Here is a 15073-nt window from a genome sequence, read left to right on the forward strand (position 1 = left end):
GGCGAAAACAGCCCTCCCAGGTGCAATGCGCGGCATTCGCGGGAACGGATGGCGGTGCTGGTAGCAGCAACCGCCATCCCGAGCACGCCGGTTACTCCGGCTTCACATCCGCAGTCTTGATCACTTCGGCCCAGCGCTTGATGTCGTCCTGCAGGAAGGCGGCAAAGGCGGTGTGATCCTTCACATTCACAGCCATGCCCTGCTGCATGAAGGTGGCGCGTACGGCCTCGCTCTTCATCGCATCCAGCACCAGCTGGCGGTAGCGCGCCAGCGCCGCATCGGGAATGCCGATCGGCGCGAACATGCCCAGCCAGGCATCGGCTTCCACGCCCTTCACGCCGGCCTCGTTCACGGTCGGCAGGTCGGGCAGGTGCGGTGAGCGCTTGGGCGAGGCCACCGCGATGGCGCGCAGCTTGCCCGCGTTGATCTGGCCCAGCACCGTCGGCGTGGTGGCGAAGCTGCAATCGACATGGCCGCCCAGCAGGTCCTGCAGCAGCGGCGCCGAGCCCTTGTAGGGCACATGCGTGATGTTCACGCCAGCCTTGGACTTGAACAGCTCCAGCGTCAGATGCGAGGCCGAGCCCTGACCGGTCGAACCGCAGTTGACCTTGCCCGGGTCTTTCTTGGCCAGCGCGACCAGCTCGGCCACGTTCTTCACCGGCAGGTCGTTCTTCACGACCAGGATATGCTGCAGGTCGGCCAGCAGCGCGATCGGGGCGAAGTCCTTCACCGGATCGTAGCCGCCGCCATTGGGCAGCAGCGAGATATTGGTGGCATGGGTCTGGTTGGTGGTGGCGATCAGCTGCGTGCCGTCGGCCGGGCCACGTGCCACGCGCAGCGACCCGATGGCGCCCGCGCCGCCCGGCACGTTCTCGACGATCACGCTCTGGCCCAGCTCCTTGGCGATCTCCTGGCTGACCAGCCGCGCCAGGCTGTCGGTCGGGCCGCCCGAAGGATAGGGCACCACGACAGTGACGGTCTTGCCCGGATTCCAGGCCGAAGAAGATTGGGCTTGAGCACGCGCAAGCTGCGGCAACAGGGCGAGGGCGGCCGCGCCGCTGCCCAGCTCAATGAATTGGCGACGATTGAACATGGATTTCCCTCCGCGAAACGGCGTTTTATGAATACTCTTGGAGCGGAGGTTACAGCGTTTCGGGGGCGATGCGCACCAGCTGCTTGCCGAAATTCTTGCCGGTGAGCAGCCCCATGAAGGCCTTGGGCGCATTCTCCAGGCCCTCGGCGATGTCTTCCCGGTATTTCAGCTTGCCCTGCTTGATCCAGCCGGCCATCTCGGTGATGGCGCCGGGCCAGTAGGGCATATGCTCGGAGATGATGAAGCCCTGCACCTTGGCGCGGTTGACCAGGATATGGCGCATGCCGGTGAAGGCATGCGGCTTGCCGTCATAGCCCGAGATCAGGCCGCAGATGGCGACGCGCGCGAAGCTGTTCAGCCGGCCGAACACCATCTCCATGATGTCGCCGCCGACATTCTCGAAATAGCCGTCCACGCGGTCGGGCGTCGCCGCCTTGAAGGCCGCCTGCATGTCGCCGGCCTTGTAGTCGATGCAGGCATCGAAGCCGAGTTCCTTGACCACGTAGTCGCACTTGTCCTTGCCGCCGGCGATGCCGACCACGCGGCAGCCCTTGATCTTGGCGATCTGGCCGACCGCCGAACCGACCGCGCCCGAGGCGGCCGAGACGACGACGGTCTCGCCGGCCTTCGGCTCGCAGATCTGCATCAGGCCGTAATGCGCCGTGCAGCCCGGCATGCCCAATACACCAAGAGCCGTGGAGATCGGGGCGACCTTGGGGTCGAGCACGCGCAGCTCGTTGGCCTTGGCAACCGCATAGCCCTGCCAGCCCAGCATGCCGTTCACATAGGTGCCGACCGGCAGCTTCTCGACATTGCTCTCGATCACCTGGCCGACGGTGCCGCCGCCCATCATGTCGCCCGGATTGAGATGGGCCGCATAGGAGCGCACGGCATCCATCCGGCCGCGCATATAGGGGTCGAGCGAGAGGTAGACGTTGCGCACCAGCACCTGGTCCGGACCCGGCTTCGGGATATCGCGCTGGACGATCTCGAAATCGGCTTCAGTGACGGCGCCCTTGGGGTGCTGTTTCATGAGAACTTGAGTATTTTTCGCGGACATTGAGGCCTCCCTGGCGGTTCTGCGGGCTATCTAATCCCTTGCCGGCCACTGTAAACTGGGGATCGGCTTGAGATAAGCCTGCCGTAACGTTAAGTATCGGTCCCGACAGCTTTAAACCCCCATTTCGACACCATGTCCGCCGCCCCCGTAGACCGTCTCCGCATCGCCATGGCCCAGGTCAATCCGGCCGTGGGCGACATCCCCGGCAACCGCACGCTGGTCGAGCAGGCGCGCGCGCGCGCTGCCGAGGCCGGGGCCGACCTGGTGGTGATGCCCGAGCTGGTGATCATCGGCTATCCGCCGGAAGACCTGGTGCTGCGCCCCTCGGTGCAGGAGGCCTGCGAGGCCGCCGTGCGCGCGCTGGCGGCGCAGACCGCCGATGGCGGCCCGGCCGTGCTGGTCACCTCGCCCTGGCGCGAGAACGACAACCTCTACAATTCGGCGCTGCTGCTCGATGGCGGGCAGATCGTGGCCGTGCGGCACAAGCATGAGCTGCCCAATTACGGCGTCTTCGATGAAAAGCGCCATTTCACTGCCGGTCCCTTGCCGGGCCCGGTTGTCTTCCGCGGCGTGCGCCTTGGCGTGATGATCTGCGAGGACATGTGGCTGCCCGATGTGTCGGAATGCCTGGCCGAGACCGGCGCCGAGATTCTGGTGGTGCCCAACGGTTCGCCGTTCGAGACCGACAAGTGGAACCAGCGCTTGCCCCTGGTGGTGGCGCGCGTGGTCGAGACCGGCCTGCCGCTGCTCTATGTCAACCGCACCGGCGGCCAGGACGAACTGGTCTTCGACGGCGGCGGTTTCGTGGTCAATGCCGATCACAGCCTGCCGGTCCGCCAGCCAGAATTCGTCGAGGACTTCGCGGTCACCGACTGGTATCGCGGCAACGACGGCTGGGTCTGCGAACCGGGCAAGGTCGAGAAGCCGATGGAGCGGCTGCCCAGCATCTACCAGGCCATGGTCGAAGGCCTGCGCGACTATGTGAACCGCAACCGTTTCCCCGGCGTGGTGCTCGGCCTTTCGGGCGGCATCGATTCCGCCATCTCGGCCGCAGTCGCCGTCGATGCGCTGGGGCCGGACCGCGTGCGCTGCGTGATGATGCCGTCGAAATACACATCGAAACGCAGCCTCGATGATGCCGCCGACTGCGCGAAAGCGCTGGGCGTGCCCTATGAGACGATTGCGATCGAGCCGGCCTTCGGTGCTTTCGAAGGCATGCTGTCGGATGCCTTCAGGGGCACCAAGGCGGATATCACCGAAGAGAACCTGCAGTCGCGCATCCGTGGCGTGACCCTGATGGCGCTGAGCAACAAGTTCGGCCATATGGTGCTGACCACCGGCAACAAGTCCGAGATGTCGGTCGGCTATGCCACGCTCTATGGCGATATGTGCGGCGGCTACAGCGTCCTGAAGGACGTCTACAAGATGACGGTCTACGAGCTGTCGCACTGGCGCAACGCCAACATGCCGCTCAACAGCCTGGGGCCTCGGGGCGTCGTCATCCCTCCGGCGATTATCGAGCGCCCGCCGACCGCGGAACTGCGCGACAACCAGCTGGATCAGGACAGCCTGCCGCCCTACGAGCAGCTCGACGCCATCCTCGAGATGCTGGTCGAGAAGGAAATGCCGGTCCGCGAGATCGTGGCGAAGGGCCAGCCCGAGGATGTGGTGCGTCGCATCCAGCACCTGCTCTATATCGCCGAATACAAGCGCCGCCAGGCGCCGCCGGGCGTCAATCTGACCGCGCGCAACTTCGGTCGCGGCCGCCGCTACCCCATCACCAACGCTTTCCGGGACACGCCGAAGGACTCTGGAAAATGAGTCCCGTCGCCGTCCGTTTCGCACCGAGCCCCACGGGCCGGCTGCATGTCGGCAACGCGCGCGGCGCGCTGCTGAACTGGCTGTTCGCGCGTAAGACCGGCGGCAGTTTTCTGCTGCGCCTGGACGACACCGACACCGCGCGTTCCACGGAAGACTTCGCCAAGGGCATCGAGGCTGACCTGCGCTGGCTCGGCCTGGACTGGGACCGCTATGCCAAACAGTCCGACCGCTTCGCCCTCTACACGGCCGCGACCGAGAAACTGAAAGCCAGCGGGCGTCTGTACCCCTGCTACGAGACTTCGGAAGAACTGGAGTTGCGCCGCAAGGTGCAGCTCAGCCAGAAAAAGCCGCCAGTCTATAACCGCGCCGCGCTGAAGCTGACCGATGAAGATCGCGCGAAACTGGAAGCCGAAGGCCGCAAGCCGCACTGGCGTTTCAAGCTGGAGCACCGCGTCACCGGCTGGGACGATCTGATCCATGGCCGCGTCGAGATCGACACGGCGAGCTTGAGCGATCCGGTGCTGGTGCGCTCGGACGGCTATCCGCTCTATACGCTCTCTTCCGTGGTCGATGACGGCGACCTCACGATCACGCATATCATCCGGGGCGAGGATCACGTCACCAACTCCGCCGCCCAGATCCAGCTGTTCGAGGCGTTGGGCTATGCCGTGCCGGTGTTCGGGCATTTCTCGCTGCTGCTCGATGCCGAGGGCGGCGGGCTGTCCAAGCGCATCGGTTCGCTGTCGCTGTCCGACCTGCGGGAGCAGGGCTACGAACCGATGGCACTGAACTCTTTGCTGGCCCGCCTGGGTTCGGCCGATCCGGTGGAACCGCAGCTCGACAATCAGGCGCTCGTCGCCGGCTTCGATCTCACCCGCTTCAGCCGTGCGCCGGCGCGGCTCGATCCGCATGAGCTCGACCTGCTCAATGCCCGCCTCCTGCATGCCATGGATTTCACAGCGGTGCGCGACCGCCTGCCGGGCGGTGCGACTGAAGGCTTCTGGTCCGCCATCCGTGGCAATATCGGCAAGCTGTCCGAAGCCGCCGACTGGTGGGCCGTGGTGTCTGGCGATATCTCGCCCATCCATGAAGGCGCCGCCGTGGTGGCTGCTGCCGCCGAGACGCTGCCGCCTGAGCCCTGGGATGCGACCACCTGGAAGACCTGGAGCCAGGCAATTTCGGCCAAGACAGGCGCCAAGGGCAAAGCTTTATTCCATCCGCTGCGGCTGGCCTTGACCGGGCGCGACAAGGGGCCTGAAATGGCGCCGCTGCTGCCGCTGATCGGCCGAGACCGCGTCGCGCAGCGCCTGAGGAGCAAGTAAAGTGGCCAAGGATCGCGTTTACCTCTTCGACACGACATTGCGGGACGGCGCCCAGACCCAGGGCGTCGACTTCTCGGTCGAGGACAAGCGCGCCATCGCCAAGGCGCTCGACCGGCTCGGCGTCGCCTATATCGAGGGCGGCTGGCCCGGCGCCAACCCGACCGATTCCGAATTCTTCTCGGCCAAGCCGAGCCTGAAGCGCGCCAAGTTCGTCGCCTTCGGCATGACCAAGCGACCGGGGCGTTCGGCGGCCAACGATCCGGGCCTGGCCGCCATCCTCGATGCCAAGGCCGATGCCGCCTGCCTGGTCGGCAAGAGCTGGGATTTCCAGGTCGATGTCGCGCTCGGCATCACGCTGAATGAAAACCTCGAACTGATCTCCGACAGCATCGCGGCGGCGCACAGGAAATTCGGCGAGGCGATGTTCGACGCCGAGCATTTCTTCGATGGCTACAAGGCCAATCCCAAATTCGCCTTCGACTGCCTGAAGGCCGCGCTGGATGCCGGCGCGCGCTGGGCCGTGCTCTGCGACACCAATGGCGGCACCATGCCCTATGAGGTCGAGCGCATCGTCGGCGAAGTTGTCGCCAAGCTGGGCGACGGCTCCAGGCTCGGCGTGCATACCCATAACGACACCGAGAATGCCGTCGCCAACACGCTGGCCGCCGTCAAGGCCGGCGTGCGCCAGGTGCAGGGCACGCTCAACGGCCTGGGCGAGCGCTGCGGCAACGCCAACCTGATCGCGTTGATCCCCTCGCTGGCGCTGAAGCCCTGGTTCGCCGAGCATGTCGATATCGGGCTGACCGCGCAGGACCTGACGCATTTGACCGCCACCTCGCGTGTGCTGGACGAGCTGCTCAACCGTGCGCCCAACCGCCATGCGGCCTATGTGGGCGCCTCGGCCTTCGCGCATAAGGGCGGGCTGCATGTCTCGGCGGTGATGAAGGACCCCAAGACCTACGAGCATATCCCGCCGGAGACCGTGGGCAATCAGCGCAAGATCCTGATCTCGGACCAGGCCGGGCGCTCCAACCTGCTGGTGCGGCTGGACGAGGCCGGCATCACCTATGATCCGAAAGACAGCCGGGTGAATGCGCTGCTGGACGATGTGAAGCAGCGCGAGGCCGAGGGCTACAGCTATGACGGCGCCGAGGCGAGCTTCGAGGTGCTGGCGCGCCGTACGCTCGGCCAGATGCCGGATTTCTTCAAGATCCGCAGCTTCCGCGTCATGGTCGAGCGCCGCCACAATGCACGCGGCGAGCTGGTGACCATATCGGAAGCCACCGTGAAGCTGGATGTCGATGGCGAGACGCTGTTCTCGGTCGCCGAAGGCAACGGCCCGGTCAACGCGCTCGATCACGCCCTGCGCAAGGACCTTGGCCGCTACCAGAGCTATATCGACGACCTGCGTCTGGTCGACTTCAAGGTCCGCATCCTCAATGGCGGCACCGAGGCGACCACGCGCGTCATGATCGAAAGCGCGGACGGGCAGGGCAATCGCTGGTTCACCGTGGGGGTGTCGCCCAACATCATCGACGCCGCCTTCGTGGCGCTGATGGATTCGATCCAGTGGAAGCTGCTGCGCGACGGCGCCCAGCCTTCCAAGTAAAGCCATGCCCACCAACCGTCCCAAACTTGGCAAGTTCGCGCCGCCGGGTCCGCTGCGGCGCGGGCCGGTGATCGTGCTGGTCGAGCCGCAGCTGGGCGAGAATATCGGCGCCGCCGCGCGCGCCATGCTGAATTGCGGCATCACCGAGCTGCGCCTGGTCAATCCGCGCGACGGCTGGCCCAACCCGGCCGCCTATGTGCTGGCCAGCAAGGCAGACCCGGTGCTGGATGCGGTCAGCGTGTTCAAGAGCACGGCCGATGCGGTCGCCGACCTGCATCGCGTCTACGCCACCACGGCGCGCCATCGCGACATGATGAAGGAAGTGATCACGCCGCGCGAGGCCGCCGCCCGCATGCGTGCTGAGGAAAAAGACGGATTCCGTGTCGGCATCCTGTTCGGCCGCGAGCGCACCGGGCTGGACAACGAGGATGTCGCGTTGGCCCATACCGGCATTTCCGTGCCGCTCAATCCCGGTTTCTCGTCGCTCAATCTCGCCCAGGCCGTGCTGTTGCTCGGCTATGAATGGTTCACGGCCGCCGACGATACCGCGCCGAGCCGCCTCGATACCGTGCGCGGCGGTTTCGCCACCCAGGAGGAGCTGCAGGGGTTGTTCGACCACCTGGTGGATGAGCTGAACCAGTCGGCGTTTTTCCACAATGTCGAGCCGAAACGCGGCGCCATCCTGCGCAACCTGCGCTCGGCGCTGCAGCGCGTGCCGCTGGCCAGCCAGGAGGTGCACACCTTCCGCGGCATGCTGAAGGCAATCGCGCAAGGACGCCCGCTGCGCGCCAGCCTGCGCAAGAAAGCGGCAGAGAAGGACGGCGCGTAACCGCCCGATTGCAGCGCGACAATTCCGCGCTTGTCCGGCTCTACGGCCGCGTCCTAGGATCGGTCCAGCAAAGGAGCATCTCATGTGCCAGGCAACAGGATCCGCAGTCCCCACCCAGCAGGCCGATGACGAGCGCGTGCGCATCACACGCTGGGACTTCGCGCCGGGCGCCGCCACCGGTTTCCATGTGCATGAATTCCCCTACACGGTGACTTATCTGACCGATGCGGTGCTGAAGATCCTCGACAAGGATGGCGTGGAAAGCCGCGTCGAGATGGCCGCCGGCGGCAGCTACTCGCGCCCCAAGGGCATCGCCCATGACGTGATCAATGCCGGCACCGCGCCGATGGCTTTCGTGGAAGTCGAGATCAAGCTCTGACGTTTGCGACACCATAAACCGTCACCCCGGGCTTGACCCGGGTCCCATTCATTTTGATTCCCGCAAGAAGGAAAACGGGATCCCGGCTCTTCGTTTCGCTGCGGCCGGGATGACGGTACTAGGCCTTAGCCCTTCTTCGCCATCCCGATGCTCTTGCCGGCCTGCGCCGGCTTCGGCAGCTTGCCATGGCCGGCCAGCATGTTCTGGAACAGCAGCTGCTGCGCCTCGGGGAAGGGGCAGGAGCGGCGGGTGGCGAGATCGACATGCACCAGAATCTGCTCCGACGTGGCGGCCAGATAGCTCTTTTCGGCGTGGTGCATTTCCATGAAGTAATGAATGCGCTTGGCATCAGCGCCAAGCAGCTGGAAGGTGAAACGCAAGCGGTCGCCTTCCACCACCTCCTGCAGATAGCAGACATGGGTCTCCAGCACGAAGGTCGACAGGTTGGTGCGCTGGACGTAATTCCAGTCGAGATCGAAGGGCGTAAAGAACCGGTCCAGCGCCTGATCGAAAATCACATTGTAGTAACCGACATTCATATGGCCGTTGGCGTCGATATGCTCGGGCTGGACCGCCATGCCGGTCAGTTCCAGCGGCGCGTCGAAGCGCTGTTGAGCATAATCACGCAGATCTTGAGAAGAATTCATATTTAGAACCTTGCCGGTTTCGTTTCCTCAGGTAGCTTTGGTAATCATGTCCTGGGACCCGACGCAATACCTGAAATTCGCCGGCGAGCGGCTCCGCCCCGCCGTGGACCTGCTGGCCCGCGTGCCGCTCGTCGCACCGGCATCGGTGGTCGATCTGGGCTGCGGCGCCGGCAATCTCACGCCGCTGATTCAGCAGCGCTGGCCACAGGCACAGCATACCGGCGTCGATTCCTCGCCCGAGATGCTGGCGCGCGCCCGCAAGGATTATCCGGCTGCCACTTTCATCGAAGCGGATGTGGCGACATGGCGGCCGGATCAGCCGGTCGATCTGCTCTATTCCAACGCCACGCTGCACTGGCTCACCGATCATGAGACGCTGATCCCCGGGCTGCTGGAGTGCATCAAGCCCGGCGGCTGGCTCGCTATCCAGATGCCGCGCAATTTCGGCGCCAAGTCGCATACCACCATCACCGACACGATCGAGCTTGGCCCCTGGCGTTCGCGCCTTGAGCCTCATCTGCGTCGCCAGCCGGTGGCCGAGCCCGCCGTCTACTGGCGCATCCTGAGTGACCGCACGGCGACGCTGGAGATTTGGGAGACCGAGTATCTGCAGGTGTTGTCGGGCGCCAATCCGGTGGCCGAATACACCAAGGGCACCTGGCTCAAGCAGTTCCTCGACCGCCTGGAGGAGCCTGAGCGCGGCGCATTCGAGGCCGACTATCGCGTCCGCGTGGCGCAGGCCTATGCCAAGGAGGAGGACGGCCGCACGCTGTTCCCCTTCCGCCGGCTGTTCATCCTGGCGCAGAAACCGAACCAGCGCTGATCCATCTGCAAAATCTGTCATGCCCGGCCTTGTGCCGGGCATCCACGTCTTGCGGGCTTGACGACGGGCCGGGCCTTCCTATCTGAAGGGCGTCGCTCTTGGCCGCCGTGAATCCGTCATCGCATAACCCGGTAAATCACGCCGGGTTTTTCACGGCTGCATCTGGTCCGGACTGGCGTCAACTGGACGCAACTGGCCTCGAACTGGCTCCAACTGGACTGAACTGGTCGCCAACTGGCGATGAATCGACAGCCCAACTGGCGCAACTGGCCACGTCTGTCCTTCACGGGCCCAGATATTTCAGCGGCTTACGATTTCGGTTTTGCCTGCAGGCGCAGCAGCCGGAAGACCGGCGGCACCGCGATCACCACCAGCGCGATGCGGAACACATGCATCGAGGCGACGATCGCCACCTCGACGCCGAGGCCCAGTGCCACCAGGCTCATCTCGGCCATGCCGCCGGGCGACAGCACCAGCATCAGCGCGGCACTGTTGATGCCCACCATCTCGGCGAAGCCGAAAGTGAAGCCGAGCGAGGCGCCCAGCATCACGGCCGTGGCCAGCACGGCGTAACCGGCGATGCGCGCCACCTCTTTCAGCGGCGTGCCGACGAAGCGGCAGCCTAAGGCTGCGCCCATCACCACCTGCGCGGCGGCCACAAGTTCGGGCGGTGGCGAAGCGGCCGACCAGCCGAGCAGATGCACGGCGGCCGAGACCACCATCGGACCGACCAGCTGGGCGGCCGGGATGCGGAAGGCGCGCGCGCCGAACCAGCCGACGATGCCGCACATCAGCAGCAGTACGGCCTCCAGCGGCAGCAGCTCCCACATGTGTCGGCCGATGGCCATCGGAGGCACATCAAGCTTTTCGACGAAGCGGAAATACACCGGCACCGTCATCACCACCAGGAAGATGCGCAAGGCATGCGTGATGATGATGCTGCGGCCGTCGCCGCCGTAATGCTCGCCCACCAGGGTCATTTCCTGCAGGCCGCCGGGGGCAGCCGAGAAATAGCTGGTCACCGGATCGAGCTTGGCCAGCTTGCGGAAAACAAAGTAACACAGCGCCGTGGTGATCGGCACATAGACCAGCATCAGCAGGATCAGCCCGAGCCATTCGCGTGCGCGGTCGATCATCTCGGGCTTGAAGGCGCTGCCCAGCATCACGCCGATCACGGTGATCATGATGGCGCGCAGACGCGGGTTGACGGTCAGGCGGATTTTCCTGTCCAGGCCGCAGAGCACGCAGACCGCGACCAGGAACATGCTGCCCAGCATCCAGGCCAGCGGCATGCGGATATACAAAAAGGCCGCGCCGCCCGCCGCACCGATCACCAGGGCAGGCAGGCTGTATTTCAGCTGGGTCAGCATTTAGGCCGCTGTGATGATGCGGCCGAGCCGGACTGCGGTCTGCCCGGGCTTGAGCCGTTTGGTCGGCATGATCAGCACGCAGTTATCGTAAGGCGTTTTGATGGGGAGATCCCCATCATGGGCGATCACGGTGCCGGCCTTGGCGATGCTTTCCAGCCCGGTGAAGGCCTGTTCGAAGCGGAAGTCTTCCGTGTTGATGGTGACGGCTTCGGTCACCTCCACGAAGGTCTGCGCTTCGGCCGGCCGCGGCGCGATGCCATGCTTGGCCAGATCGGCGTCGCTGGCCTGGCCGGTGCTTTTCAGGAAGCGGAACATGGTCTCGATGGCGACGGTCTTGCTGCTCTGCTCCCAGTGCTGGCCGCATTCCACCAGCAGGGCGTTCTTCTGACTGGTCGGATCGCCGAAGCCGCCGTAGTCGCGCATGCGCAGGCCGGCCTTGTGGCCCTGGTCAGCCACCACCACCGGCGGCACGCCGATTTGGTTGGCAAAGGCGCGGCCCTTGGGCAGCGGGCCTGAGAGCATCAGCGCCGGCGAGGGCTGCTGCATTGAATGCAGGTCGAGCAGCAGGTCGACCTCGGCGATGAGCGGCTCGATCTCGCGGGCGCGGTCGAGCTCGACCGAGCGCCGCGTGCTGTCCAGCGCATTGGCGCCCCAGACGCGGTTCATGTCCTCGTCCACAAAGCGCGAGGCGGCGGGATCGTCCATGTCGAAGCGCGTATAGGCGGCGACATTGCAGAAGATCAGGCTGAGCTTGCCGCGTAAGGGGCGGAACTTCTCGCGGAACAGCAGGTCTAGCGCATGGGCGCCGCAGACCTCGTTGCCATGCACCAGCGCGGTGATCGCGGCATGGGGCCCCGGCTTGCCGCTGTCGAGGGTATGGGCATAGGGCACGCCTGTGTTGCCCTCGCGGTACTGGGTGATCGGCAGAGGCAGCAGGGGATTGGGCGGGAGCGCGGTCATCGGGTCCAGCAGTGGGAAATTGGGAGGGACTGAAATGCGGAGGTTTTTTCGAGTCGTCCGTGGCTTGGATGCAGTTTAACCATAAGCGGCGGCGCAGCCCAGTCGCGGGGATGTGTTGAGGCGCCGGTTGAGGATAATTCCACCGTCCGCTAAAGTTGCGGCATGACCGCGATCTCAGCGTCCTCGGGAACCTCGATTGCTCTGGCTGGCCTGCGTCAGGCCGAGCAGACCCAGCTTGCCGCCATCAAGGCGGTCAGCAGCGGCAGCCTGAATCTCGATGTCATGGCCCAGGCCGCCTCGCTGCTGGCCGGCGCCGAGGGTCAGGGGTCGGCCTCGGCCATCGCGCTGGTCGCCAACCTGCGCCAGCAGAGCCTGTTCATCGATATCCTGGCCTGAACGGCCAGCTCAGTGAGGCGCCACGGGGCGCTGCATCACCACGCGGTTGGCGGTGTCGAGTCCGTTGGCCTGCTGGCGCGCGATCACGATGCGCATGTCGGCGCCGATCTCACTGGTCGGAATGGTGATGAAGCCCAGCCGCGCATAGTAGGGCGCGTTCCATGGCACGGCGCGGAAGGTGGTCAGCGTCAGCATGCTCAGCTCGAGCCGGCGCGCCAGCGCATCGGCCGCCGCCAGCAGCGGCACCGCAAGGCGATGCCCTGCATGGTCCGGATGCACGTTCAGCTCCTGCACATAGAGGCCGTCGTCGATCTCGCTGCAGAGCAGGAAGCCCACCGGCCGGTCGGCCATATCGGCGGCGACGAACAGGCAGCCCTCGAGGATGGCGTCGCGCAGGTCGTCGCCATGGGTGGGGTCATAGCCGGCGATATCGGGATAATCGGTCGCGATGAAGGCCTGGCCGGCCGCGCGTTCGATGTCGCGCAGATGGCCGGCTTCGCTGCGGCGCGCCAGTCTGATGGTGTAGGTCACAATCTGATGCCGTGGATCATCGGCCATCATAACAAAATGGCCGGGGCAAGCCCGGCCATAATGACGTCGATGATGGTATTACGCGCGATTTAGGCGAAGGCTTCTTCCCAATCGCCCTGGGTCGAGGCCTTGGAATACTCGGTGGCGCGGTTTTCGAAGAAATTGGTGTGTTCCACGCCGTTCAGGATCGCGTCCAGCCAGGGCAGCGGATTCTTCTCGATGCGGTACATCGGCTGCAGCTTGAGCTGCAGCAGGCGACGGTCGGCGGTCCAGCGGATGTAGTCCTTCACCTGCTGGGCGGTCAGGCCCTGCACACCCTCGATCTCGAAGGCCAGGTCGATGAAGGCATCTTCATGGTCGACGATGGTCGAGCAGGCGACATAAAGCTCGCGATGGAAGTCCTCGGTCCAGACTTCCGGGTTTTCCTCGACGAAGGTATGGAACAGCTTGATGATCGAGTTGGTGTGCAACGTCTCGTCGCGCACCGACCACGACACGATCTGGCCCATGCCCTTCATCTTGTTGAAGCGCGGGAAGTTCATCAGGATCGCAAACGAGGCAAACAGCTGCAGGCCTTCGGTGAAGGCGCCGAACACGGCCAGCGTCTTGGCGATGTCGGCCTTGGTGTCGACGCCGAACTGCTGCATGTAGTCGTATTTGTCCTTCATCTCCTTGTAGCGGAGGAAGGCCGAGTATTCTTCTTCGGGCATGCCGATCGTGTCGAGCAGATGCGAGTAGGCGGCAATATGCACCGTCTCGATATTCGAGAAGGCCGACAGCATCATCTGAACTTCGGTGGGTTTGAACACCCGCGAATAGTTCTTCATGTAGCAGTTGTTCACTTCGACGTCGGCCTGGGTGAAGAAGCGGAAAATCTGCGTCAGCAGGTTCTTCTCGCCCGGGGTCAGCTTCTTCTGCCAATCCTTCACGTCGTCGGCGAGCGGCACTTCTTCCGGCAGCCAGTGCAGGCGCTGCTGGGTCATCCAGGCCTCGTAGGCCCAAGGGTAATGGAAGGGCTTGTAGACGGGCTTGGAGTCCAGAAGCGACATGTGTTCCTCACTGATTCTGAGGGGGCAATATCGCAATATCTGGTGCCAGGGACAAGGATATTATCCCAATATATGCTACATCTTGATGGCAGACGGCTGTGGAAAACCAGCCTGCCGAGGCCCGGCCTGTGGATATTACTCCGCCGCCCGGATCAGACCCTCGGCCAGGCCGCGCAGCTCGGCCCGCAGGCGCCCGATATCCGCCATTTCCAGCGGCAGCAGGCAGCCCAGGTTGGTGTGCATCTTGGCCACATCGGCCTTCAGGGCCCGGCCCTGGGGGGTCAGGTCGATGGTGACCTGGCGCTCGTCGTCGGGGTTGCGGCTGCGGGCCAGCAGCCCGGCCTGGGCCATGCGCTTGAGCATGGGGGTGAGCGTGCCGGAATCGAGATGCAGCCGCTCGCCCAGTTGTTTCACGGTCAGCCCGTCCTGCTCCCACAGCACCAGCAGCACCAGATACTGCGGATAGGTCAGGCCCAGCGGTTCCAAGTGATCGCGATACAGCCGCGTCATCGCATTGGAGGCGGCATAGAGCGCGAAGCAGAGCTGGTGGTCGAGCTTGAGCTGGTCGTTGGCGGACATGGCGGTTCTGAAGCGGTTAGGCGACGCCGGGCAGTGAACCCGGCGTCGCGGAGTCGCAGTTTAGACCACAGTTTCGAGGGTCGCCTCGATATTGCCCTTGGTGGCCTTCGAATACGGGCAGACCTGATGGGCGGCGGCGGTGAGCGCCTCGGCCTGGGCCTTATCCATGCCCGGCAGGTTGACCGAGATCTTGGCGTTGAGGCCGAAGCTGGTCTCGTCCTTGCCGATGCCGATGGTCACCGTGACGGTGTTGCCCTGCGGCAGGGTGATCTTCTGGTTGCGGGCGACGAGGCCCAGCGCGCCCTGGAAGCAGGCGGCATAGCCGCTGGCGAAGAAGGTTTCCGGATTGGCGGCATTGCCCGGGCCGCCCAGTTCCTTGGGCATGGCCAGCATCATGTCGATGATGCCGTCGGCTGACTTCACCTGGCCGGCGCGGCCGCCGGTGGCAGTGGCGGAGGTGGTGTAGAGCGGGGTGATGGACATGGGGAACTCCTGGGTTGGTGGTGTTGAGTGGGTGGGACGGGGAAAGATTAGCGTGCAATTAGATTGTGCACAATCTAATTCGCTGTGATCAGTGTCACGAAGTCTAGCACCTGTCGGATGAC

The 15073-nt window shown here is 64.6% G+C and carries 16 protein-coding genes; 7 read left to right on the forward strand and 9 right to left on the reverse strand.

The features are described 5' to 3' along the window. Positions 1–91: 91 nt before the first annotated feature. Both AC1RRT_RS15525 and AC1RRT_RS15530 read right to left on the reverse strand, forming a co-directional pair. Positions 92–1093 (reverse strand): Bug family tripartite tricarboxylate transporter substrate binding protein, encoded by a 1002-nt coding sequence (locus AC1RRT_RS15525; RefSeq protein WP_493014714.1) that lies wholly within the window; start codon positions 1091–1093, stop codon positions 92–94. A gap of 49 nt (positions 1094–1142) precedes the next feature. Further along, a complete protein-coding gene (locus AC1RRT_RS15530; protein WP_493014715.1) occupies positions 1143–2153 on the reverse strand; it encodes an NADP-dependent oxidoreductase in 1011 nt (336 codons plus the stop codon). A gap of 132 nt (positions 2154–2285) precedes the next feature. On the opposite strand from AC1RRT_RS15530, the gene AC1RRT_RS15535 reads away from it, so the two are divergent. From AC1RRT_RS15535 to AC1RRT_RS15555, 5 genes are all read left to right on the forward strand, one after another. Beyond that, complete coding sequence (locus AC1RRT_RS15535; RefSeq protein ID WP_493014716.1) at positions 2286–3974, forward strand: NAD+ synthase; 1689 nt, start codon at positions 2286–2288, stop codon at positions 3972–3974. Next, a complete protein-coding gene (gltX, locus tag AC1RRT_RS15540; protein WP_493014717.1) occupies positions 3971–5296 on the forward strand; it encodes a glutamate--tRNA ligase in 1326 nt (441 codons plus the stop codon). The genes AC1RRT_RS15535 and gltX overlap by 4 nt, the downstream gene beginning before the upstream one ends. Before the next feature lies 1 nt (position 5297). Continuing rightward, complete coding sequence (gene cimA, locus AC1RRT_RS15545) at positions 5298–6905, forward strand: citramalate synthase (protein ID WP_493014718.1); 1608 nt, start codon at positions 5298–5300, stop codon at positions 6903–6905. Positions 6906–6909: 4 nt separating this feature from the next. After that, positions 6910–7734, forward strand: a complete 825-nt coding sequence (locus AC1RRT_RS15550) for an RNA methyltransferase (RefSeq protein WP_493014719.1) — start codon at positions 6910–6912, stop codon at positions 7732–7734. Positions 7735–7816: 82 nt separating this feature from the next. Continuing rightward, the gene (locus AC1RRT_RS15555; protein WP_493014720.1) at positions 7817–8113 is read left to right on the forward strand and encodes a cupin domain-containing protein; all 297 of its coding nucleotides are present in this window, start codon (positions 7817–7819) and stop codon (positions 8111–8113) included. A 125-nt stretch (positions 8114–8238) separates the two neighbouring features. Here AC1RRT_RS15555 and AC1RRT_RS15560 read toward each other — a convergent pair whose 3' ends face one another. Next, positions 8239–8760, reverse strand: coding sequence for a thioesterase family protein (locus AC1RRT_RS15560; protein ID WP_493014721.1), 522 nt, complete (start codon positions 8758–8760; stop codon positions 8239–8241). A gap of 46 nt (positions 8761–8806) precedes the next feature. Between AC1RRT_RS15560 and AC1RRT_RS15565 the strand changes: the two genes are divergently transcribed. Next, entirely contained in the window at positions 8807–9583 is a 777-nt protein-coding gene (locus tag AC1RRT_RS15565) for a methyltransferase domain-containing protein (RefSeq protein WP_493014722.1), read from the forward strand. Between the two features lie 308 nt (positions 9584–9891). Here the strand turns inward: AC1RRT_RS15565 and AC1RRT_RS15570 are convergent, their stop codons facing one another. Continuing rightward, on the reverse strand, positions 9892–10953 hold the full coding sequence (locus AC1RRT_RS15570) for an AbrB family transcriptional regulator (RefSeq protein WP_493014723.1): 1062 nt from the start codon (positions 10951–10953) through the stop codon (positions 9892–9894). Further along, the gene (locus AC1RRT_RS15575) at positions 10954–11913 is read right to left on the reverse strand and encodes a M14 family metallopeptidase (protein ID WP_493014724.1); all 960 of its coding nucleotides are present in this window, start codon (positions 11911–11913) and stop codon (positions 10954–10956) included. It lies immediately after the preceding gene. 162 nt (positions 11914–12075) lie between these two features. Here AC1RRT_RS15575 and AC1RRT_RS15580 point away from each other — a divergent pair, with 162 nt between their 5' ends. Next, the gene (locus AC1RRT_RS15580; protein ID WP_493014725.1) at positions 12076–12309 is read left to right on the forward strand and encodes a hypothetical protein; all 234 of its coding nucleotides are present in this window, start codon (positions 12076–12078) and stop codon (positions 12307–12309) included. A 9-nt stretch (positions 12310–12318) separates the two neighbouring features. On the opposite strand, the gene AC1RRT_RS15585 is transcribed toward AC1RRT_RS15580, so the two are convergent. From AC1RRT_RS15585 to AC1RRT_RS15600, 4 genes are all read right to left on the reverse strand, one after another. Next, entirely contained in the window at positions 12319–12840 is a 522-nt protein-coding gene (locus tag AC1RRT_RS15585; protein ID WP_493014726.1) for a GNAT family N-acetyltransferase, read from the reverse strand. 89 nt (positions 12841–12929) lie between these two features. After that, positions 12930–13889, reverse strand: a complete 960-nt coding sequence (locus tag AC1RRT_RS15590; RefSeq protein ID WP_493014727.1) for a ribonucleotide-diphosphate reductase subunit beta — start codon at positions 13887–13889, stop codon at positions 12930–12932. Positions 13890–14024: 135 nt separating this feature from the next. Then, positions 14025–14468, reverse strand: a complete 444-nt coding sequence (locus AC1RRT_RS15595) for a MarR family winged helix-turn-helix transcriptional regulator (RefSeq protein WP_493014728.1) — start codon at positions 14466–14468, stop codon at positions 14025–14027. A 60-nt stretch (positions 14469–14528) separates the two neighbouring features. Beyond that, positions 14529–14951 (reverse strand): organic hydroperoxide resistance protein, encoded by a 423-nt coding sequence (locus AC1RRT_RS15600; RefSeq protein ID WP_493014729.1) that lies wholly within the window; start codon positions 14949–14951, stop codon positions 14529–14531. Positions 14952–15073: the final 122 nt, after the last annotated feature.

It is taken from the genome of Ferrovibrio sp. GW821-FHT12B10, from assembly GCF_058807515.1.

Coding starts and splice junctions, on each gene's coding strand:
- AC1RRT_RS15550 (WP_493014719.1), top strand. CDS start 6,910: ATGCCCACCAACCGTCCCAAACTTGGCAAGTTCGCGCCGCCGGGTCCG.
- gltX (WP_493014717.1), top strand. CDS start 3,971: ATGAGTCCCGTCGCCGTCCGTTTCGCACCGAGCCCCACGGGCCGGCTG.
- AC1RRT_RS15525 (WP_493014714.1), bottom strand. CDS start 1,093: ATGTTCAATCGTCGCCAATTCATTGAGCTGGGCAGCGGCGCGGCCGCC.
- AC1RRT_RS15580 (WP_493014725.1), top strand. CDS start 12,076: ATGACCGCGATCTCAGCGTCCTCGGGAACCTCGATTGCTCTGGCTGGC.
- AC1RRT_RS15555 (WP_493014720.1), top strand. CDS start 7,817: ATGTGCCAGGCAACAGGATCCGCAGTCCCCACCCAGCAGGCCGATGAC.
- AC1RRT_RS15560 (WP_493014721.1), bottom strand. CDS start 8,760: ATGAATTCTTCTCAAGATCTGCGTGATTATGCTCAACAGCGCTTCGAC.
- AC1RRT_RS15575 (WP_493014724.1), bottom strand. CDS start 11,913: ATGACCGCGCTCCCGCCCAATCCCCTGCTGCCTCTGCCGATCACCCAG.
- AC1RRT_RS15595 (WP_493014728.1), bottom strand. CDS start 14,468: ATGTCCGCCAACGACCAGCTCAAGCTCGACCACCAGCTCTGCTTCGCG.
- AC1RRT_RS15565 (WP_493014722.1), top strand. CDS start 8,807: ATGTCCTGGGACCCGACGCAATACCTGAAATTCGCCGGCGAGCGGCTC.
- AC1RRT_RS15590 (WP_493014727.1), bottom strand. CDS start 13,889: ATGTCGCTTCTGGACTCCAAGCCCGTCTACAAGCCCTTCCATTACCCT.
- AC1RRT_RS15530 (WP_493014715.1), bottom strand. CDS start 2,153: ATGTCCGCGAAAAATACTCAAGTTCTCATGAAACAGCACCCCAAGGGC.
- AC1RRT_RS15600 (WP_493014729.1), bottom strand. CDS start 14,951: ATGTCCATCACCCCGCTCTACACCACCTCCGCCACTGCCACCGGCGGC.
- AC1RRT_RS15570 (WP_493014723.1), bottom strand. CDS start 10,953: ATGCTGACCCAGCTGAAATACAGCCTGCCTGCCCTGGTGATCGGTGCG.
- AC1RRT_RS15535 (WP_493014716.1), top strand. CDS start 2,286: ATGTCCGCCGCCCCCGTAGACCGTCTCCGCATCGCCATGGCCCAGGTC.